This window comes from Phaeobacter sp. QD34_24 (assembly GCF_028890115.1).
Classification (GTDB): Bacteria; Pseudomonadota; Alphaproteobacteria; order Rhodobacterales; family Rhodobacteraceae; genus Phycobacter.
Window position 1 is genome coordinate 108,533 of the sequence record NZ_JARCJD010000009.1, and the last position, 22,529, is coordinate 131,061.

Here is a 22,529-nt window from a genome sequence, read left to right on the forward strand (position 1 = left end):
TTGTCGCTGACACGGTTTCTATCCGAAGCGCCCGATCAAGATGCCTTCCTGTTCCTGGGGGCGGATGGCAGCCTGAGCCAGACCTTCAGCCGGGCGGGGCTGCTGGCGGCCGTGGCGGGATATGCCGCAGCCCTGGCCCCCTATCGTGGCGCGCGGGTGATCCTGATGGCGGCAACCGGGCCCGAGTTCGTGGCAGGCTTCCTGGGCTGCCTGCAGGCAGGCGCGATCGCGGTGCCGGTCCCGGCCGCGATCCGCCGGGCGCGTTTGCGCGCCATCGCCGAGGATTGCGCGGCCACCGGGCTGATCGGTCGTGTAACCGCAGGTCTGGTTGCCGCCGCCGGGTTGACGCGGATTTCCCCGGTCTCCGCGCCCGCCTATCAATGGGCTGACTCCCGCGCAGAGGATCTGGCCTTCCTGCAATACACCTCTGGCTCCACCGGCAGGCCCAAGGGGGTGCGCATCCGCCATGGCGACATCGCCCGCAATGCCGCCGCCATCACCGAACGGTTCGCCATGACAGATCGGGACACCATCGTGTCCTGGCTGCCGCTGTTTCATGACATGGGGTTGATGGGCAGCGTGCTGCAGGTGCTGTTCAGCGGTGGGCGCGCGGTGCTGATGCCGCCAGAGACCTTCCTCAGGCGTCCTGCGGCGTGGTTGGAGGCCATTTCCCGCTATGGCGGTACCGTCAGTGGGGCGCCGGATTTCGGCTATGACCTGGCCTGGCGCAATATCGGAGAGGCAGAGCTGGCCGGGTTGGACCTGTCCAGCTGGCGCGCGGCCTTCAACGGGGCAGAGCCGATCAGACCGGAAACCCTGAGCCGCTTTGCCGAGCGCTTCGCCCCGGTGGGATTTCACGCAGAGGCTTTCCTGCCCAGCTATGGCATGGCCGAGGCCACGCTATTGGTTGCAGCCGAGCGGGCCGGGCAGGGGGCGCATCAGATCACTGTTGATCCCACCGCGCTGGAGCAGGGGATCCTGCAGCTTGCGGCCGAGGGGCAGGAGCTCGTCTCCTCCGGCACCCCGGGCCTTGGCAGCGAGATCCGCATTCTTGATCCCGACAGCGGCGCCGTTTTGCCAGCCGGTCGGGTGGGGGAGATCGAACTCTCCAAGGGCAGCCTTGCCGGAGGATATTGGGGGCAGACAGAGCCGGGGTTTGCCGAGGGGCGGTTTGCCACCGGTGATCTTGGTGCGTTCCTTGGCGATCGGCTGTTTGTGCTGGGGCGACGGGACGACATGATCCAGCTGCGCGGCCGCAATGTTCTATTGGGAGAGGTCGAGGCTGCCCTGGCGGAGGTCGACCCTGATCTGGCGCGGCAGCAGGTGATGGTGATTGCGCCCGGGGACGGGGCGGACAGGCAGTTGGTGGCCTTGATCGAAACCGCTGACATGCCGCCGCCAGACATGCCCACGCGGCTGCGCTCGGCGGTGCTTGATCGCTTTGGCCTCACCTTGGATGAAATCCTCTGGCTGCAGAACGCCAGCCTGCCACGCACCACCAGCGGCAAACCCCGGCGGGCCGAGGCCGTGGAACGATACGAGGCAGGCGGTTTCAAGCTGCGTGCCCAAAGCGCCCTGGCCCAGGGGGATCTGACAGAGACCCTGACGGGCGCGGCGCCGCTGGTGGACCGTCTGTGCGGCGCACTGGCGATCTGGTGCGGCCTGGCGCCAGGGGCTGTCCGCCCGGATCATAGCTTTGCGGATCTGGGGATGGAGTCGCTGTCGGCGGTGCGGCTGCTGCATGAGATCGAGGCGGTTCTGGGGTTGCGATTGGGATTGGAGGCCGCCCTGGGGGCTGCGGATATCAACACGCTGGCAGAGCGTCTGGAGGGCGCAGCCCCCGCGACAGCGATCCCGCAGGACGGGGCAGCCCCCCGGCTGTCATCCAATCAAAAGGCGCTGTGGCTGTTTCAGGATCTGACCTCGCCAAATGCCGCCTATACGATTGCCGAGGCCCTGCGGCTGGACGGTTTATTGGCGCCCGAGGATCTGCGCACGGCGATCGAAACGCTGGTGGATCGGCACGAACAACTGCGCGTCAATCTGGAATTGACCGATGCAGGCGTGCAGCCCCGCCTGCAGCCGCAGGGGTGCGGATGCGATTTCGCTGTGCACGAGGCAACGGGCTGGACAGCGGCAGAGCTTCAGGCGGCCCTCGATCGACGTGCCCGGGTCCCTTTCGATCTGGGCCAGGACCGGCTGTTGCGGGCCGATCTGTTTCACTTGGGCACAGAAGAGCATGTGCTGCTCATCTCGGTGCATCACGCGGTCTGCGATCTGTGGTCCCTGGCCCTGCTGGTGAAAGAGCTGTCCCTGCTGCTGAACGGCAAGGCGCTGCCGCCGCTGCGGGCGGGATATCAGGACCATTTGCGGGCCGCAGCCGCCTGGTGCGCGGGCCCCGAGGCGCAACGGGCGCTGGACTGGTACCGGAACGAACTGGCCGGTGACCTGCCGCATCTTGGTCTGGGCCATGACCGTTTGCGCCCCGCGCGCCCGGCCTTCCGGGGCGCGCGGCTGCCATTCGGGCTGCCGCCAGAGGTTGGCCAGGCGCTGGGCGGGGTGGCGGCAGAGGCAGGCACCACGCTGCACAACCTGCTGCTGTGCGCCTGGGCGCTGTTCCTGCGCCGGGCCACGGATCAGGATGAGGTGCTTGTCGGCGTGCCATGCGCCAATCGCCGCCATGGGTTTGAGGCGGATGTGGTGGGCTATCTGGTCAACCTCGGCGTGCTGCGGGACCGCTCGGCTCTGACCCAGCCCTTCACGGAATACCTGGCCGAGACCACTTGCCGGATCGAGCGGCTTCTGGAGCACGCGGCGCTGCCACTGGCCGATATCGCCGCCGCCGTGGCCCCGGACCGCGGCGATGGTCACAGCGGCCTGTTTCAAAGCGTGTTCAATTACAATGGTTCAGGCCTCCCGGGAGAGGCGGCCCTGGCGACCTCTGGCTTGGCCGAGGGAAGAGCGCTGTCGCTTGGGCCCCTGCAGGCGCGCACCATGGCGGTGGAAACGGGGGCCACACAGTTTGATCTAAGTTGCACCATGGCCTCGGGCCAGGACGGAGCCCTTTTGGGGGCCATTCAATATGACTGCGCCCTGTTCGATCCGGAGACCGTCACGGGCTTTGCGCGCGCCTTCGAGGCGCTGTTGCGCGGCATTGCCCGTGACGCGAACCGCCTGGCGGCGGATCTGCCCCTGATGCGCGCCGACGAGGAACAGGCCTGGCGCCGTGCGGCACTGGGTGCGGAAACGGGCTGTGCCGTGGATTTCCGTCTACGTTTCGAAGATCGTGTGCAGAAAGATCCCGAGGCCATCGCGATCCGCGACAGCGCACAGGTCTGGAGCTATGGGGCGCTAAACCGCTATGCCAATGCCCTGGCCGAAACCCTGGCGGAGCTGGGCGCCGGTCCGGGGCGCATCGTGGCCCTGCGCGCGGCACGCGGCGCGCCTTACCTTGGGGCGATGCTGGCGATTGCCAAGACGGGCGCCTGCTACATGCCGCTCAGCCCACGCGATCCCGCGGCGCGGCTGAGCGGTATCCTGAAACAGGCCCGCCCTGCGGTGGTGCTGACCGATGGGGAAACGGCATTGCCCGATCCCATGCCGGAACCTGAGCGCGGCGAAAAGGCCGCCGTGGTCCTGCCTTTGCCCGATACGCCGCCGGAGGATGCGCCTGCCGATCCGCCCTCGTCGCTCAGGGCGCAGGATCCGTCTTATGTGATCTTCACCTCCGGCTCCACCGGGTTGCCCAAGGGCGCCGTTGTCCATGCCGAGGGCAACGGCAATCACCTGGAGGCCATGGTCGATCTGCTGCAGTTCGACGCTTCGGATGTGATGGCGCAGACCGCCTCGGTGGCCTCTGATATCTCGGTCTGGCAATTCCTGGTCATGGCAACCGTGGGGGGGCGGGTCGAGGTCTTCGAGGATGCGCTGATCGAACAGCCCGCCGAATTCCTGGCCGCGCTGGAGGCGCGTGGGGTCACGATGCTGCAGGTGGTGCCCGCGGTACTGGAGATGCTGGCGGTCGAACTGGAACGCCCCGGCGCGCCGCCGCCGCCCCGAAGTCTGCGCTGGGTGTCGTCCTGCGGCGAGGCGCTGGCCCCGAGCCTGGCGCGGCGCTGGATGGCGGCAGCTCCCCATGCGCGGCTAATCAATGCCTTTGGTCCGGCGGAATGTTCCGATGACACCAGCGTGGCGCTTTATGATACCCCGCCGCCTGCGGATGCGGTGACGGTATCCATCGGGCGCCCCTTGCGCAACCTCGCCTGCTATGTGCTGGACCGGCGCGAACATCCCTTGCCCCCTGGTATGACGGGGGAATTGTGGATTGGCGGGCGCGGCGTCGGGCTGGGCTATCTGGCAGACCCCTTGCGCACCGCCGAGGCCTTTCGCCCCGATCCCTTCTCGGCCACACCCGGCGCGCGGCTCTATCGCACCGGCGATCTGGCGCGGCGGCGTGCCGATGGCAGCCTCGATTACCTTGGGCGGCGCGATTCCCAGGTCCAGATCCGCGGCTTCCGGGTCGAGATTGGCGAGGTCGAGGCGGCCCTGCGCGCCTTGCCCGGCGTGCGCCATGCGGCGGTGGGCCTGCATGAGGGTGCGCGACCTGCCTTGGTGGCCTTGTATGCGCCAGCGGATCTGACGGGGGCAGAGCTGCGCCGAGCCTTGGGCAATCATCTTCCGGGCTTCATGGTCCCGGACCTTTGGGTGCCGATGTCGGCGCTGCCTTTCAACATGAGCGGCAAGATCGATCGCAAGGCGCTGCCAGCCCCGACGGCGCGTGCGCAAGACACCGTGGAGCCCCCGGTGAGCGAGGCGGAGCGCAGCCTTGCCGCGATCTGGCAGACCCGGCTTGGACATAAAGAAATCGGGCGTCACGATAGTTTCTTCGATCTGGGCGGGCATTCCCTGATGGCGATCCAGATGATCGCTGATATCCGCGCTCAGCTTGGCATGCGGCTCAGCCTGCGGGATGTGTTTGACACCCCCCGGCTCAGCGATCTGGCGTTGCGGCTGGTCGAGGCAGGGCGCGGTATCGGGAGCCTGCAAACGGATTGGCCCCCGGCGCGGCAGGCTTGCCCGGTGCCGCTCACGGCAGCCCAGCGGCGCATGTGGTTCCTGCATCAGCTGAACCCGCAGGATCGGTCCTACAGCATGACCGGGATGCTGCGGTTCAAGGGTGAATTGGACAAAGAGGCTTTGCGCGGCGCGCTGGGCGATGTGATGGCCCGCCACCGGGTGCTGCGCATGCGGGTAGAGAGTTCTTCTGATGGTCAGCCCCGGATGGCAGAGGGGCCGTGGCCCGAGGTGCGCGACAGCGATGAACCTGCCGCACGCATTGCCGCGCGCGAGGCCGAGACCGGTTTTGACCTGGCGGCGGCGCCCGTGCTGCGCTTGACCCTGACGCAGGCGAATGCGGAGCCGGCCCTGGTGGTTGCGGTGCATCACATCGTCTTTGATGGCTGGTCCATTGCCACCTTCCTGGAGGATATTTCCGCCCACTATCGCGCCCGCATCGGCCAGGGGGATGCGCCAGCAAAGCTGGCCTATGATTTCGTCGATTATGCCGCCTGGTGCGACCATCACTGGACGCCCGAGGCCTTGGATCGTTCCTTAAAGGCCCGCAAGGCGCGTTTCGGAACCGGTCTGACGCCGCTGGACCTGCCCTATGATGCCCCCGATCCCGGCCCCGGCGCGCGGGTCGCGGGGCAATATCGGTTCGAGATCCCGCAGGCGCTGAACGCGCAGTTGCAGGATCTGGCCGGGCGCAGCGGCGTGACACCTTTCCTGATCCTCCTGGCCGCCTTTCAGATGCTGCTGGCGCGTATCACCGGAGCACAGCGGTTCGATGTGGGGACGCTGATCGCGGGGCGCGCGCGTCCGGGCATGGAGCAGTTGATCGGCCTGCTGATCAACGTGCTGCCGGTGCCTGCCGATTTCTCCGGAAATCCGGATGGCTATGCTCTGTTGGCGCGGCTCAAACGCGATTGGCTGGACCTGCAGCGGGTCTCGGATCTGCCCTTCGATGCGCTGGTGGCCGCCGAGACGGGCGAGCAGGCGGATCCCGCCCAGGCGGGGCTCAATTGCTTCTTCGTGATGCAGAACCAGCCAATGGGGCCGCGTGATCTGGGCGGCGGTCTGCGCATGGTGCTGGAAGAGCTGCCCCCGGTTCATGCGCCCTATGATCTTCTGTTGGATATGGAGCCGCAGGCGCAGGGGTTCAACGCGTGTTTCCGCTACAGCGCTGCCCGTTTTGATGCCGCAACCGTGCGCTCCTTCGCGGATGCCTTCCTTGCCCTGCTCCAAGGGCTCTTGGAGACACCCGAGCGCGCCGTTGCGGATCTGCCCGCCCAAGGGGCGGCGGCGGGGCAGCAGCAGGCGCATGTCCTGACCGGAGCGGATCGGGCCCTGCCGGGAGAAGGCCGGCTTTTCCCGGCGCTGTTTGAGGATATGGCGCGAAGACATCCGCAGGCCCGCGCCGCAGCTGATGGGGAGGAGTGGCTCAGCTATGGCGACCTGCTGGCACAGGCGGACCGCATCGCGGCGGCGCTGCAGGCGCGGGGGATTGGCCCCGAGGATGTCGTCGGCGTGCATGGGCGGCGCTCGGTGGCGATGCTGGTGGCGCTCTTGGGGATCCTGCGCGCCGGGGCGGCCTATATGCCGCTGGATCCGGGTGATGCGCCCTCGCGCCTGGCGGAAATGCTGGAGGAAACCGGGGCCAAGGTGGTGCTGACCTGCGGGACCATGCCCGATCCTGCGCTGGGGGCGGGGCGGGACCTGCTGGAGGTCGATGCCCTGCGTCATGGTATCGGCCCGGCGTTACAGCCTGTGACGCTCAGGTCCGATACGCTGGCCTATGTGATCTATACCTCCGGCTCTACCGGGCGCCCCAAGGGGGCCATGGTCACGCATCATGGCATGTTGAACCATCTTTGGGCCAAGGTGGTGGATCTGGATCTGACGGCAAGGGACCGGGTGGCGGAAACCGCTCCGCAAAGCTTTGACGTCAGCATCTGGCAGTTCCTCTCGGCCCTCCTGGTGGGGGGGAGCATCCATGTCTTTGACGAGGAAACCGCCGTGGATCCTTCGGGCTTGCTGGCAGGGCTTGCACGCGCCCATGTGACCGTGGCCGAGACGGTGCCGGGCCTGCTGCGGGCGATGAACGATGTGCAGGAGGTTGGCGCGGTCACGCCGCTGCCCGCATTGCGCTGGATGCTGGTCACCGGAGAGGCGCTTTCGGCGGATGCGGCCCAGGCCTGGCGTCAGCGATATCCCGCGATACCGTTGATGAACGCCTATGGGCCGACCGAATGTTCCGATGATGTGACCCATCATGTGATCGATCGCTCCCTTGCGCCGGGGCGTTCGGTGCCCATTGGCAAGACTATCCTGAATACCCGGCTCTATGTGCTGGATGCCCGTCTGATGCCCGTGCCAAAGGGGGCGGCGGGGCGTCTCTGGGTGGGCGGTGTCGGTGTGGGGCGGGGCTATGTGGCGGCGCAGGGCAAGACGGCCATGGCCTTCCGCCCCGATCCCTTTGCCCGAACCCCGGGCGCCCGCATGTATGATACCGGCGATATCGTCCGGCTGAACGCGGCGGCAGAGCTGGTCTACCTGGGCCGCGCCGATCACCAGATCAAACTGGCCGGACAGCGGATCGAACCCGGAGAGATCGAGACCTGTCTGCGCAGGCTGCCCTTCGTGCGCGACTGCGTTGTGATGCTGCGGGGCGCGCGTCTGGTGGCCTATGCAGTGCTGCGCGATCCGCCGCCCAGGGCCGAGGCGCGCCTGCTGGCCGAGGCCGCCCAGCATCTGCCTCGCCATATGGTGCCCGCCGGGGTGATGACGCTGCCCGCCTTGCCGCGTACCGCCAATGGCAAGCTGGACCGGGCCGCTCTGCCGGACTGGCAGCCTGAGGTTCTGGCAACTGCCGATGGCGCTCCCGCGACCGAGACAGAGCGCCAATTGGCGGAACTTGCGCGCGATGTCCTTGCGATTGCCAAGGTGCCGGTGACGGCGGACTTCTTTGCCATTGGCGGCACCTCGCTGCAGGCGATGCAGCTGATCGCCCTGGCGCGCAGGCGCTTTGCCGTGGATCTGCCGCTGGCGGGATTTTATCGCAGCCCCAACCTCAGGGCGCTGGCCATTGCGATCGAGACCGGAGGGCCGATCATGGCCGATGGCGGCAAGCCCCTGCCGCAGGGCGAGCTGCCTTTGACACCCGCACAAGAGCGGCTTTGGATGCTGCAGCAACTGGAGGGGGAGCGGGAAACGGGGATCTACACCATCGTCTCCCCTCTGCGCCTGCACGGGCCCTTGGACCTGGACCGCTTGCAGGGGGCGCTGCAAGCGGTGCTGGCGGCCCATCCGGCGTTGCGCCTGACCTTTCACGACACACCCGACGGCCCGCGTCAGCGCATCGGAGATCGGTTTGCCGTCTCATTGGACATCGAAGAGGTCGCCGATCTGAGCGACGCGACACTCGATATGGCGGCAGGGCAGGAAGCCGGGCGCCCCTTTGATCTGAAGACCGGTCCGCTGTTGCGGGCGCGGCTTCTGCGCAAGGGCGCCGAAGAGGCGGCCCTGGTGATCGCCTTGCACCATATCATCGCCGATGGCGCCTCGATGGATATCCTTCTGCAGGATCTGGCCCGGGCTTATGGTGGAGAGCGCCTGGAGCCGGTGGATACGGCCCGCTGGATCACCGCAGCGCCGCTGCATCGGCATCCGGGTCGGGTGGTGCGGCGCTTGCAGGGGCTGCCGCCGTTTCTGGATCTGCCCGGCGACCGGGAGGGTCATGACCACCCGGACAGGAGCGCAGGCAATACCGGCTTCTGGCTGCAGCCCGAGCAGGTCGCGCGCCTGGATGAGCTGTGTCGGAATCACGGCGTGACGCGGTTCATGGCGATTTCCGGCGTGGTGGCGGCCGTCATGGGGCGCATTGCCGGGCGCAAGGACATGGTTTTCGGCACCGACACGGCGGGGCGCGACGGGCCGGGCAGCGACAGTGCCGTGGGCTTCCTGGTCAACCAGCTGCCGATCCGTCTGGATCTGTCGGGGGAGCCTGACCTTGCCGCCCTGTTGGCGCGCAGCCGGGCGGCGGCGCTTGCGGCTTTCGAGGATCAGGATGTACCCTTTCAGGAGGTGGTGCGCGCGGTGAAGGCGCCGCGCCAAAACGGACGAATGCCGGTCTTCCAGTTGAAGATCATCGACCGTGGCACACGGCCAGAGGCCTTGCGGGCCGCAGAGCTGGAGCTGCGCCCGCATTATGGCGCAGAGCCGCGTGTCGAAACCGATCTCATGGTGGAACTGGCCGAGATCGGCGGGGGGTTGAAGATCTGGCTCACCTATCGGGCGCATCTGTTTGACAGGGCGCGGGTCGAAAGCTGGCGCGATTGCCTCAAGGCGGCATTGTGTGGGGTTCTGGAGCAGGGCGAGCAATGGGATATCGGCCAGATCCTGCCACCTGCAGAGCCCGCAAAAGGCAATGCCTCGAAATCTCCGATGCGCCTCGCGTTTCGACGCCCAGCCGATCCGGGGCGTGGCGCTTGCCCCGAGGTGCTGATCCCGCCGGTGCGAGGTGCCAAGCTGGCTCATTGGCTGCGGGAAAACCGGGAAGAGATCGATCGCCACCTCTATCGCGCGGGCGCGGTGTTGCTGCGCGGGGCGGGGATCACGGATGCCGCCGAGTTCGAGGCCGCCGCCGCCAGCCTGTCGCGCGAGATGATCCACGAGAATGGCGAACACGAACCGGTGGCGGCCTCGGATGTGGTGCAGACACCGGTGCGATACCCTGCGGATGTGCCGCTGAGGGCGCATAACGAGAATACCTTCAACCGGATCTGGCCGGGCAGGATCATGTTTGCCTGCCTCACCCCGGCCGAAACCGGTGGGGAAACCACGGTGCTGGACGGGCGGCGGATCTATCAGGCCCTGCACGTGGATCTGCGTGATCGCTTTGCCCGTGAAGGCATCCGCTATCGCCGGGTCTATCAACCGGGGCTGGAGAAAAGCTGGCAGCAGGTCTATGGCACGACGGATCCTGCCGAACTCGCCCGCGCCTGCGCCAAAGAGGAAGCCGAACTCAGCTGGCAGGGGGATGTACCGGTGACCGAGGCCTGGCGCCCGGCCGTGGCCCGTCATCCGGTGACGAATGAGATGACATGGGTGGGGCAGGTGCCGATCTGGCATCCCGCCTGCCACGATCCGGAAACCACAGCGGCCCTGCGCAGCGTCTTTGCGCCAGAGGCCCTGCCGCGCACATGCTGGTTCGGCGGTGGCGGTGAGATTTCGGATGCGGATGCGCAGCTGATCGCCCGCCTGTGCGCCGAGGCAGAAACCCCCATCGCCTGGCAGCAGGGTGATATGGCCGTGGTGGACAACCTTCTGGCGGCCCATGGGCGCAGGCCCTACACGGGACAGCGCAGGATCCTGGTCGCGCTGAGCGATCCCGTGGAGGGAAAATCCCTGGCGGGTGCCCCATGACGGCGCCGCTCGATTGCCTGGTGATCGGCTATAACGAGCCCGCCACCGCCACCCATGCCGCGGCGCTGGCGCGGATGGGCAAGACCAGCCCGGCCTATAGGGATCTTGCGCTCTCGGTGATCGAGGGGGAAGGCGGCGCGCGCTCCTATATGGATCTGCTTGATCAGTTTCGCCCGGCGGGCAGCCCGCCGATGCGCTGTGGCGCAATTCCGAACCTGGCGGCGGTTTACCTCGTCAACATGCTGCAAAACTCAGGGCTCAGTGCCGATTGGATCAACCTCTTCCAGGATGAGAAGGATCGCCTTGCCATGCAGCTTGCGCAGGGTGTGCGCTGCGTGGCGATCACCACCACCTTCTATGTGACCAATGCTCCGGTGCATGAGATTGTCGCCTTCATCCGCGCCCGCTCGGATGCGCGGATCGTCTTGGGCGGTCCCCTGGTGACCAATCATCTGCGCAACAGCCAAACGCCCGAAGAGCTGGCCGTGGCGCTGGGCGATCTGGGTGCCGACATCTATGTGGCCGATCCAGAGGGAGAGAGCACCCTGTGCCGCCTGACCCGGACCCTGGCGGAGGCGGGCGATCTCTACCAGGTGCCCAATCTGATCTTTGCCGATGGCAGCAGAACCCTGATCGCGCCAGAGGAAAACCCGATGGATCAGCGGGTCATCGACTGGCGGCGGTTTGCGCCCGCCCGGCTGGGCCCGGTGGTGCAGACCCGCACCGCCCGCAGCTGCGCCTTCAACTGCTCCTTTTGCAGCTATCCCATTCGCGCAGGGGCTCTGGCCCTGACCAGCGTTGAGAGGGTGATCGAAGAGTTGCAGGCTTTGGCGGCGCTGGGCGTGCGGCAGCTGGTGTTCATCGACGATACCTTCAACGTGCCCTTGCCACGGTTCAAGGCGCTGTGCCGGGCGATGATCAAGCGGGATTGGGGGTTCGAGTGGTACTCGTACCTGCGCTGCTCCAACCTGGACGAGGAAGCCATCGCGCTGATGGTGGAGGCAGGCTGCGGTGGCGTCTTCCTGGGCATTGAATCCGGCAGCCCGGCGATCCTGAAGGCGATGAACAAGTCAGCCAGAACCAAACACTACCGGCGTGGGATCAAGGCGCTGAAACAGGCGGGCGTGCTGACCTTTGCCTCCTTCATCCTGGGCTTCCCCGGAGAGACCGAGGAGACGGTTGCCGAAACCCTGGCCTTCCTGGATGAAACCGCGCCGGATTACTATCGCATCCAGCCCTGGTATTCTGAACCCGGCGCCCCGATCGAGGCACAGCGCGAGCGCTACGGCATCACTGGCGGCGGTTTTGCCTGGCGCCATGCCACCATGGACAGCGCGACGGCGCTGGATCTCATCGAGGAGGCGTTTATGGAGGAGCGCAGCGCGCTGTGGCTGCCGCAATGGTCCTTCGATTTCTGGTCGATCCCCTATCTGCGCGGGCGCGGCATGTCCTTTGGCGATCTCAAAGGGTTCATGCGGCGCGCAAATGCGCTTCATCGCCAGCAGTTCCAGATGCAAAGCCAGGCGGCGGCGCAAAGGGCCCATCGCGATGCCCTGGCGGACCTGCGGCTGCACACTTCGGAGGTTCTTGCATGATGCAGTCTGACCGGCTTCACTCCTGGTTTGCAGCGCGCGGGGCTGCGCCCTCCTGCCTGAAGGCGCGGGTCGCCAAGGCCATATCGCCCGAGAGGCTCTGCCAGACGATAAGGGGATTGGCAGATTTTGGGGCGGATCTGCGTGTGGATCTGCAGGCGGAGGCACGCGGGGTGCGGGTCTCCCTTGAAGCACCGGCCGCACGCGCCGATCCGGCTTCATTGCTGTTGCTCCTTAAGGCCGCCTGTGAGGGCCAGACAGCCTGGCCTGCCGAGGTGCCATCGCACGAGGATTATCTGGCGTGGCAGCAGAGCCTTTTGGGCGATGGCAGGGCTGAGGAGGGGCAGCGCCATTGGCAGGCGGTCTTGCAGGATCGCTTGGTCGCGCCACCAAAGGTGCTGCGCGCAACCCCGGTTCTGGCCCTGTCGAATACCCCCGGCGAGGCCGAAGTGCTGAGCGCCTGGCGCGCGGTCCTGGATCGCTCCTTTGACGCAGCGCCGGATCTTGCCGTGCTCTGTGATCCGCGCGACGATCCGGGGCTTGCGGGGGCCATCGGTCCTTTTGCGCTGCCGCTGCCGCTATCTTGGGTGCCCAAACCGGGGCAAAGCGCCGCTGCCCGTTCGGCTGCGGCGGCAGAGGCGCTGGCGCTTACACGGGCGCATCAATCCACCTATGTGCCGCCAGAATCCGGAGCCTCGCCGGGCACGGCTGGGCTTCTGTGGCACCGGTTGCAGGCGGTGCCGGGGATCGAGGTGCTGGAGGCCTCGGCTCCGGCGCTGGCGACGGGCTGTGATCTGGAGCTGTTCGAAGCCGAAGCGCGCCTTCACATGCGGCTGCTGTTTGATCCCGAACGGCTGCAGGATCAGCAGGCCGCCTGGATGCTGGAGCGGCTGCAGACCTGGATTACCGCGCAGCAGGCGCCGGATCTGCGGCCGGTGCTTGGTAGCAGCGAGTTTGCTTGGCAGCGCCGCCATCTGGATGGGCCGCCGCTTGAAGAGCAATTCCAGCCGCTGTTCGACAGGCTTTCGGCATTGGCCGCAGCAGCGCCGGATGCCCTTGCGATCTCCGGACCGCAGACGGAAAGCCTGGCCGCGCTTCTGGTTCAGGCAGATGGTCTTGCCGGGGCGTTGATCCGCGCGGGTGCCGGGCCGGGCGCGCGCGTCGGGGTCGCCTTGGGAATGGGGCGCGACTGGCTGTGTGCGGTATTGGCGATCCTGCGGTCCGGCGCCGCCTTCGTGCCGTTGCCGCCCGATCTGCCCGCGCGTCGCCGTCAGATGATGGCCGAAGATGTCGGAATTTCACTGCTGGTTTCAGATGGCAGCGGGGAGGGCATTATCGCGGGGATCGCTATGATTCCACTGACCGCCCGGGCCGAGAGACCGACCGATGCCCCCAGCCCGCACTCCGCCGATCTGGCCTATGTGATCTTCACCTCCGGCTCCACCGGCAGGCCCAAGGGCGTGTGCATCTCCCATGGGGCCTTTGATCACTACCTGCACTGGGCCCGCTCTGCCTACCGCCTGTCCACTGAGGCATCCAGTCCGGTTCATGCCCGCACCGAAGCGGACATGGGGCTGACGTCACTCTTCGTACCATTGTTACAGGGCAAGGCGCTGCGCTTTCTGCCGCCCGATCCGCCGGGTGCCGCCCTGGTCGATGCCCTGACAGGGGCGGGGGATCTTGGATTGGTCAAGCTGACCCCGTCGCTCCTGGCGGCGGTGCCGTCATCAGAGGGGGAAGGCCCGCGGCTGGGCTGCCTGATCCTGGGCGGCGAAGCCTTGCGCGCGGAACAGCTGCGCCCCTGGCTTGGGGTCGCACGGATCGTGAACGAATACGGCCCGACCGAGGCCACGGTCGGTTGCGTTGCCCATGAGGTTCCTGCCGCCGCCCCGCTGCCTGACCTCATCCCGATTGGCCGCCCCATCGCAGGGGCGCGGCTTTATGTGCTGGATGACAGGGTCTGCCCGGTTCCGCAGGGCAAGGCCGGAGAGCTGTTCATCGCGGGGCCCATGCTGGCAGAGGGCTACCATGCCCGCCCGGGCGACACGGCCTGCGCCTTTGTGCCAAACCCCTTTTCTGAGATGCCGGGCGAGCGCATGTATCGCACCGGCGACCTGGTGCGGCTGGATCTGGACGGGGTGCTTCACTATCTGGGGCGCCGCGATGACGAGGTGAAGATCCGCGGCCATCGGCTGCACCCGGCCGAGGTGGAGCAGGCCTTGGAACAGCACGCAGCTGTCAGGGCTGCCGCAGTGGTTCCTGCGCCCGACCGACAAAGCCTAGCCGCCTGCGTCGTGCTGGATCAGCCGCTGCGCCCCCGCGCCCTGCAGCGGCACCTGGCCGAGCGTCTGCCCGAGGCCCTGATCCCGGCTCCGATCCTGCCCGTCGAGCAGTTGCCGCTAGGAGCCAGTGGCAAAGTGGACCGCAGGGCCATTGCCGCGCTGGCCTTCCCGGAGCCTGCCGCCCCGGCAGAGGTGCCGGGTGATCTGGATCCCAAGGTGGCGGAGGTCATCGCGATCTTCTCCGATCTTCTGGGCGGTGTCGCGGTGGGGCCTTCGGACAACTTCTTTGAACTGGGCGGTCATTCGCTGCTGGCGATCCGCATGGTGGCCGCGTTGCGCAAATCCGGGTTCCCCGACCTGCTGGTGCGCGACTTTTTTGATCACCCGACACCAGCGGGTCTGGTCGCAGCAGTGGGGCTGTCGCAGGGGGTGCCACGAGAGGAGGGCGTCTTGTGAATATCGCCGCCCCTGCCTCAGACCCTCTGGCAGAGCTGTTTCGGGATCTGGCCGCGCGGGATATTCATTTGCGGCTGGACGGGGGGGCATTGGCCTATTCCGCGCCGCCGGGGGGGCTGGATGCGGGGCTCAAGGCGCGGCTGCTGGCGTCCCGGGGGGCGGTTCTGGAGCGGCTCAGAGCCTGCCGATGGCCGCCGGATGAAAGCGCGGAAGGCCAGGCATCGGCCAACCAGGCACCCGACAATCTGGCACCTGACAATCTGGCACCCGCGAGCCTGGCACAGGAGCGGATCTGGGTCAGTGAGCGCCTGTTTGAGGCGGGTGCGGCCTTTCACATCACCGCCGGATTGCGCCTGCCAGCGCGGTTCGACCCGGGCCGGATCCGCGCGGAGCTGAGCACGGTTGCAGCACGGCATGCCACGCTGCGGACCCGGTTTCGCCAAAGCGATGGCGTCCTGTACCAAGTGAGCGATCCGGATTGCGACGTGCCGCTGCTCCGCTTGCAAGATGAAGACGAGGCGCGCCAGATCGCGCAGCGCCCCTTCGATCTGGCGCAGGACGCGCCCTGGAGGGCGGCGCTTGGCCCGCTGCAGAAGGGCAAGCGGTTCTTGGTGATCGTCTTGCATCATATCGCGGTGGATGGCGTCTCGCTGGATGTGCTGCTGTCCGAGTTCACGCAGGCTTTGGAGGGGGCCAAGGCACCTGAGGCACAATCCCCGGTGTCGCCGACAGGTTTTGCCCGCTGGCAGCGCGCCTGGCTCAAGAGCCCCGACGCCGCCCATGCCGAAACCTATTGGGCGCAGCAGCTTACCCCGCTGCCGCCGCCGCTGGATCTGTCCCTGGCTGGGCCCCGTCCCGTGGCGCGGAATTTTGCGGGCGCCACCGAACAGCGCCCGCTTGCCCCCGATCTTGCCGACGCATTGCGATCCCATGCCCGGGCGCGCGGCATGGGGATCTATACCGTGGTTCTGGCCGCCTGGGCGGCGCTATTGGCCCGGATGAGCGGGCAGCAGGATTTCTGCATCGGCGTGCCGATGGCGGATCGCTTCGATAGCGGGCTGGAGCGCGCGGTGGGGCTGTATCTCAACATGATGCCGCTGCCGGTGCGCGGGTGCTTGGGGCAGAGTTTTTTCGGGCTGAGTGATGCCCTGCGTGATGCTTTGGCCGGGGGGATCACCCATGCGCGGCTGCCTTTTGAACGGCTGGTAGAGCGGTTTGGCCGCGACACGCCGCAAGGCTATTCGCCGCTGTTCAACGTGGCCTGCACCGATGCGGGCGACACGCCCAGACCGCGCCTTTTGGATGGCGAACCGCTGGAGATGGTGGAGATTGCGCCCGCCGGTGCGAAATATGACCTGACGCTGTTCCTGCGCCGCGATGGCGACAGGCTGTGCCTTGCGTTGGAGTATCGCAGCGCTCTGTTCGACCGCGAGGGGGCAGGGCATATCCTGGATCTGCTGGAAGCCTTGCTGACGGACGCCCTGGAGCATCCGGACCGTGCGGTTGCCGATCTGCGCTTTCCCGGACTTGCACCGCGCGTTGCCGCCCCACCGGGGCCTGACCTGCCCCGGCAGAGCCTGCCTGCCCAGTTCCAGGCGATGGCCGCAAGGCTGCCGGATGCCACCGCGATCAGCGACGGCGCGCAGCGCCTCAGCTATGCAGAGTTGTTAGACCAGGTGCGCGCCATGGCTGCAGGGCTGCGCCGCGCCGGGGTGGGACGCGGCGATGTCGTCGCCATCGCCCTGCCGCGCTCGGTCGATATGGTGGCGGCGCTTCTTGCGGTGCTGGAGGTGGGGGGCTGCTATCTGCCGCTTGGCGATGCGCCCCCGCAGGAGCGCCTGTCGCGGATGCTGGCGCAGGCCGCTGTCAGGCTGGCCATTGCCCCGGCTGGCGCGGATCTCCCCTGCGCCAGCATCACGCCCGAGACCCTGCGTGGGGCTCAGGAGGATGGCCAGCGGTGCCCTGCAGGGCCGGGCGATCTGGCCTATCTCATCTTCACCTCCGGATCGACGGGGCTGCCCAAGCCGGTTGCAATCAGTCACGGCAATGTCGCGGCGCTGATCGCGGCCACGGCCGAAGGGTTCAGGTTTGCCGAAAAGGACGTCTGGACGTTGTTTCACTCCAGTGCGTTCGACTTTTCGGTCTGGGAGATATTCGGCGCGCTCCTGACCGGGGGGCGGCTGGTCGTGGTGCCTTACGAGGTCAGCCGCGCGCCCGAGCGGTTCGTGGCCCTGTTGGCGACAGAGCGGGTCACCGTGCTGAACCTGACCCCCTCGGCCTTTCGCATGCTGCAACCTGCGGCCATCGATCAGGCGGACCGGCTGGGGGCGCTGCGCCTGGTGATCTTTGGCGGAGAGGCGCTGGTGCCCGATCATCTGCGCGCCTGGATTGCGCGATTTGGCCTGGACCGCCCCCAGCTGGTGAACATGTACGGGATCACCGAAACCACGGTGCATGTGACCTGGCGCCGTCTCACCGCAGAGGATCTTTCGGGTGGGATCGGCGCACCGCTGCCGGGGGTGTCGCTGCGTATCTGCGATGCCCGGGGGCATGCGCTGCCGGCATGGGTCGTGGGCGAACTGGTGGTTGGCGGGTCCGGCGTGGCGCGGGGCTACCTGGGGCGACCTTCTTTGACGGCGGAGCGGTTCATTTGCGATCCCTGCCAGCCCGGCGCCCGTCTTTATCGGTCTGGTGACCTTGGGCGGGCGCGCCTGGGTGGGGATTTCGATCACTTGGGGCGCAACGACCGCCAGATCAAGCTGCGTGGCTTTCGGATCGAGTTGGGAGAGGTTGAAGCCGCCCTTGAAGATCATCCCGGTGTCGCCCAGGCGGTTGCCGCCGTGCAGCAGGACGGGCAGGCAGGCGCCCTTTGGGCTTGGGTGGTGCCCGCGGGCGGCGCAATTGACGAAGCGCAGCTTCGTGCGGCGCTTTCTGCGCGGTTGCCCGTCTATATGATCCCCGCCCGCATCCTGGCCCTCCAAGCGCTGCCGCTGACCGGCAACGGCAAGGTCGACCTGGATGCCCTGGCGGTGCGGCCTCTGCCACCGGAGCCGCAGCCCCGTCCCGAGGCAGAAGGGTTCGCCTCTGCGCTGGAGCGCCGCATCGCCGGGCATTTCGAAAAGGTGCTGGGGCGGGCAGTGCCGGACCGCAACGCGGATTTCTTCGTTCTGGGTGGCGATTCCATGCAGGTGGTGACACTGGCCGGGCATTTGACGGCAGCGGGGCTGCCGGTCGATCCCGGTACGCTTTACCGGATGCGCAGCGTTGCGGCCCTGGCCCAGGCGTTGGAGGGGCACGCGGCGGTCGGGCAGGGCAAAGAGCGGCCCGAGGCAGAAACCTCCCGCGAGGCTCCGGTGCGCTATCCCATGACGCTGCTACAGCGGGGGATGCACTATCACATGCAGATCACCCCCGAAGAGCCGGTCTACCACTGTGTCCTGGGGTACGGGCTGCAACTGGCCGCCGATCCCGTGGCCTTGCAGCGGGCCCTGGCGGATGTGACCGCGCGCCACGCCATTCTGCGCAGCCTGTTCGATCTGGCTAGCGACCCGCCGCAACAGGAGGTGCAGGCACGGATCGATATCCCCTTTGCCTCTGTGGATCTGCGCGGCCTTTCCGCCGACGAGCAGCAGCGGCAGGTGTCACAGTTCCTGAACGCCGAACGCGGGCGCCGCTTTGACATCGAGAGGGAGCCGCCCTGGCGTATTACGGCGCATCTTTTGCAGGTGGATCGCTTCTGGATCACCTTCACCCATCACCATGCCCTGTTGGACGGTTGGAGCGTCAACCTCTTCCTGGGCGAGCTGCTGGAGCGCTATCGGGCCTATCTTGCCGGGCAGCTGCCCGCGCTTGCGCCGCCACCCGCGACCCGGTTTGCAGATTACGTGGCGCGCGAACGGGCGGCCCTTGCCGACCCTGAGGCGGCTGCCTTTTGGCAGGCGCAACTGGCGCAAGGCGATGCGCGCCCGCTGCCAAGCCTCTTTGGTCCGGCAGGCGCGGGCGAGCGGATGCGCGAAATTCCCTTGCCGCCCGATCTGCTGGCCGGGCTTCGGGCGGCGGGCGACCAGCTGGATCTGCCGCTCAAAAGCCTGCTGCTGGCGGCGCATGTGGTGGCGGTGGGATATCTGACCGGGGCCAAGGTGGTGCGCACCGGGCTGACGGTCGGCGTACGCCCGCCGGGACCGGGGTCTGACGCGGTTCTGGGGCTTTTCGTCAACACCTTGCCCCTCTGTGTGTCCTGGCAGCGGGCGCGCCGCAGTTTCGCCGCCCTGGCGCAGGATGTCTGGCAGGCCGAGTGCAGGCTCATGGAGCATCGGTTTTTCCCCGGCTCCGAAATCCAACGGCAGGCGGGGGGCGCGGAACTGTTCCCCAGCACCTTCAACTTCACCGATTTCCGCACCACGCGGGCGCGCATTGCCGGGGGCGATCTGGCGCTTGAGGCGGTAGAGGAGGTGGAATACACCCATTACCCCTTTGGCACCAATTTCACCGTGGATGTGGCGCGCGGTCATCTGCGGCTGCTGATCGAGGCGGATCCGGCGCGCTATGGGGCTCGCGATATTGCCCGGTTTGCGCGCGTCTTGCGCCGGGTGCTGCTGGCGGTGGTGCGGGATCCCGCAGCCGGGCTGGATCTTGAGGCCTGTCTCGACCGCCGGGAACGGGACCTGATCCGTGGCGCCTCGGTCAGGGGGCGCGCGCCGCGCGCGCAGGTGCCGCGTCTGTTGCGGTTCTTCGAGCACGCGGCGCTTCACCCGGAGGCCCCGGCCCTGATTGACGAGGGGCAGAGCATCGCGGCCGGAAGGCTCGCACGAGAGGCCCGTGCCGTGGCCGGGGCGCTGGTTTCGCGCGGTATCGGCGCGGGCGATATCGTGGCGTTGGATCTGCCGCATGGGCGCGACCTAGTCACGGCGCTCTTGGGCGTGCTGGCGGCGGGGGCGGGGTTCATGCCGCTGGACCCGGGCGATCCACCGGCCCTGCGCCAGGAGCGGCTGTCGCTGGCCGGTGCCAGCCTGGTCCTGGTGCAGGGCGATCGCCCGCCTATGGCTGGCATCCCCGTGCTTGGCCTTGACGCGGCGCGGGCAGCCGACCCGATCCCCCCTCGCAGCGCAGCAGAGGCCGCCCCTGCCTATGTTTTGTTCACCTCGGGTTCCACTGGACGTCCAAAAGCGGTGCAGGTATCGCGCCGGGCCCTGGAGCTGCGGCTGCAAGCCGGGGCGGAGTGGCTGGCCCTGCGTCGCACGGATCGCCATTGCCTGACCACGGCTGCGGCCTTTGATCCCTTCGTGTCGCAGGTGCTGGATACGCTGACGGCCGGTGCGGCGCTGGTGGTGCCGCCCCTGGAGGCGCTCAGCGATATGGCGGCCCTGGCCCATATCCTGGTGCAGCAGCGCTGCAGCGTGCTGGATCTGCCTCCCTCACGGGCCGCACGGCTGGCCGAGGTGCCGGGGGTGGCTGAGGCGCCCCTGCGGCTGCTGCTGATCGGGGGAGAGGCGGTCACCCGCGATTTGGCGAACCGCTTGTTGCAGGTCTGGCCCAAGGGGCGCCTGTTCAATTGCTACGGGCTGACCGAAACCACGATCGATGCCTGCAACATGCCGGTCGAGCCGGGGGATGGGCCGCTGCCGGTCGGGTATCCGACGCCGGGGGCTGCGGTGTATCTGCTGGATGCCGCGGATGAACCGGTGCCGCTTGGCGTTGCCGGTGTTCTGCATGTGGGTGGCGGGATGTTGGCCGATGGCTACCTGGGTGCGCCGCGCAGGACGGCCAAGGCGTTTCGCCCGGATCCCTTTTCCGGGGTTCCCGGCGCGCGGCTCTATTGTAGCGGCGATCTTGCCAGGCGCGATGCGGCAGGCGCGCTGGTCTGGCTTGGCCGGGGAGATCGCCAGATCAAACTGCGTGGCATCCGGCTGGAGCCGGGACAGCTGGAGGCAGCGCTTCTGGCGCTGCCCGGGGTGACCGGTGCGCATGTGATGCTGACCGGCGGGCGCCTGATGGCCTATCTCACCGGCGCGCGGAGGACGGACAGTGAGATACGGGCGGCGCTGCGGGCGCGGGTGTCCCGCTCGGTACTGCCGCAGGGCTTTTTGTGGCTCGATGCCCTGCCTGTGACGGCGGCGGGCAAGATCGACGAACAGGCGCTGGCGCAGATGCAGGTGGCGGAGCAGGCCACAGGGTCCGAGCCACCCCGCACCCGGCAGGAGACCGCCCTGTGCCAGATCTGCGGCGAGGTGCTGAAACTCGACCCGCCGCCGGGGCGGGATGCGGGTTTTCTGGATCTTGGCGGCCATTCGCTGGCGGCGGCAGAGGTGGTGGCGCGGCTGCGGCTGCGCCATGGTCTGGCGCTGCCCCTGCGGGCGCTTTTGGAAGCCTCTGCCCTGTGGCGCGCGGCCGAGACCTGCCTGCCCGCCGCCCGGCCAGAGGCGCCTCGGGGCGGCGAAGAGGCACCGGCGACCCCGGGTCAGGAGAGTTTTGTCGCGGTGCAAGAGGCGCTGGGTGAGACGGCTTTTGCCAATATGGCCGGGGGTATGCGGCTCAGTGGCGCGCTTGACCCGGCGCGGTTGCAGGCTGCCCTGACCGCTCTGGTGGCGCGCCACAGCGCCCTGCGGAGCCGGTTCCTGCGGCGTGAGGGGCAGCTTCTGCAACAGGTTCTACCGCTGACAGAGGTGCCGCTTCCCATCGAAGAGATTCCCGCGCAGGATTGGCAGAAGCACACGCTTGTGGCGATCCGGCAGGAGGTGGAGACCGGCTTTGATCTGGGGGCGGGGCGGATGATGCGGGTCCGGCTGTTGCGGTTGGGGCCGGAGGACCACATTCTGGTCCTGGTGCTGCACCATGCGGTGTCGGATGGCATATCGGTGGGCATCCTGGCGTCGGACCTCTGGGCGCTTTATCGCGGCGAACGCCTGTCTCCGCCCGGATGGCAGATGATCGATGCGGCGCGCGCCCTGGCGGCCTGGCGGCAAGGCCCGGCGGCAAAGAAGAGCCTGTCGTTCTGGCAAGGGCGCCTGGCCGGGCCGCGTTACGTGCAACTGGGCACGCCAGAGGCCGAGCCCGCCGCGCCGCGCCGGATGGCGGTTTTGCCCTGGCATATCACAGATCTGCCAAGGCCATCGCAGCCCGGGCAGAGCACGCCCTTCGCCCGTGCCCTGACAGCGCTGGCCCTGGCCCTGCATCGGGTGTTCGGCAGTCGCGATATCCGCATTGGCACCATGGTGTCCGGTCGCGACCGGCCCGAGGCCATGGGCACCATCGGCCTGCTGGCCAATACCGTTGTCCTGCGCCTCGCGCTTGACGCGGGCCAGCGCGCCGCAGATCTGTTGCCGCGCGCCCAGCAGGCGGTGCTGGAGGCCCTGGCGGAAGGGGCATTGCCTTTCGAGGATGTCCTGGCGGGGCTGGATCTGTCGCAGGGGCCGCCGTTTGAGGTGATGCTGCTTTATCAGGATGCAGCCGCTCCGATTTCCTCTGGCACATTGCAGGCGACGCCCTTTCTGCCGGGAAGCCGGATCTGGGAGGTGGCGCCGGTGACCACCTGTCGGCTGGTGGTGATCCTGACCCCGCAGGGCGCGGGATACGCCTGCCATATCAAATACGACGCCGATTGGCGCGATGAAGCGGGGATCCGCCCCCTGGCCGAAGCGCTGCAGGAGACCATGAGCGAGGTCCGCCGTGTCTGAAGGGGGCGTAAAGGAAACGAGAAATCAGACGGAAAACGCCCGCC

The 22,529-nt window shown here is 67.6% G+C and carries 4 protein-coding genes; all 4 read left to right on the forward strand.

Annotation, left to right across the window (positions count from 1 at the left end):
• The 4 genes from PXK07_RS09390 to PXK07_RS09405 are packed head-to-tail and all read left to right on the forward strand — an operon-like array spanning nt 1 to nt 22,485.
• Nucleotides 1–10,482: a non-ribosomal peptide synthetase gene (locus PXK07_RS09390; RefSeq protein WP_274847964.1), complete on the forward strand. Its 10,482-nt coding sequence runs from the start codon at nt 1–3 to the stop codon at nt 10,480–10,482.
• Nucleotides 10,479–12,077 carry a radical SAM protein gene (locus tag PXK07_RS09395; protein WP_274847965.1) on the forward strand — a complete coding sequence of 533 codons (1,599 nt, stop codon included), beginning with the start codon at nt 10,479–10,481 and terminating at the stop codon, nt 12,075–12,077. Before PXK07_RS09390 ends, PXK07_RS09395 begins: the two co-directional genes overlap by 4 nt.
• Nucleotides 12,074–14,812 carry a non-ribosomal peptide synthetase gene (locus PXK07_RS09400; RefSeq protein WP_274847966.1) on the forward strand — a complete coding sequence of 913 codons (2,739 nt, stop codon included), beginning with the start codon at nt 12,074–12,076 and terminating at the stop codon, nt 14,810–14,812. Before PXK07_RS09395 ends, PXK07_RS09400 begins: the two co-directional genes overlap by 4 nt.
• The gene (locus tag PXK07_RS09405) at nt 14,809–22,485 is read left to right on the forward strand and encodes a non-ribosomal peptide synthetase (protein ID WP_274847967.1); all 7,677 of its coding nucleotides are present in this window, start codon (nt 14,809–14,811) and stop codon (nt 22,483–22,485) included. Before PXK07_RS09400 ends, PXK07_RS09405 begins: the two co-directional genes overlap by 4 nt.
• The last annotated feature ends 44 nt before the right edge of the window (nt 22,486–22,529 follow it).

Bases quoted from the DNA above. Each gene is read 5' to 3' on its own strand.
- PXK07_RS09395 (WP_274847965.1), top strand. From the start codon at position 10,479: ATGACGGCGCCGCTCGATTGCCTGGTGATCGGCTATAACGAGCCCGCC.
- PXK07_RS09400 (WP_274847966.1), top strand. From the start codon at position 12,074: ATGATGCAGTCTGACCGGCTTCACTCCTGGTTTGCAGCGCGCGGGGCT.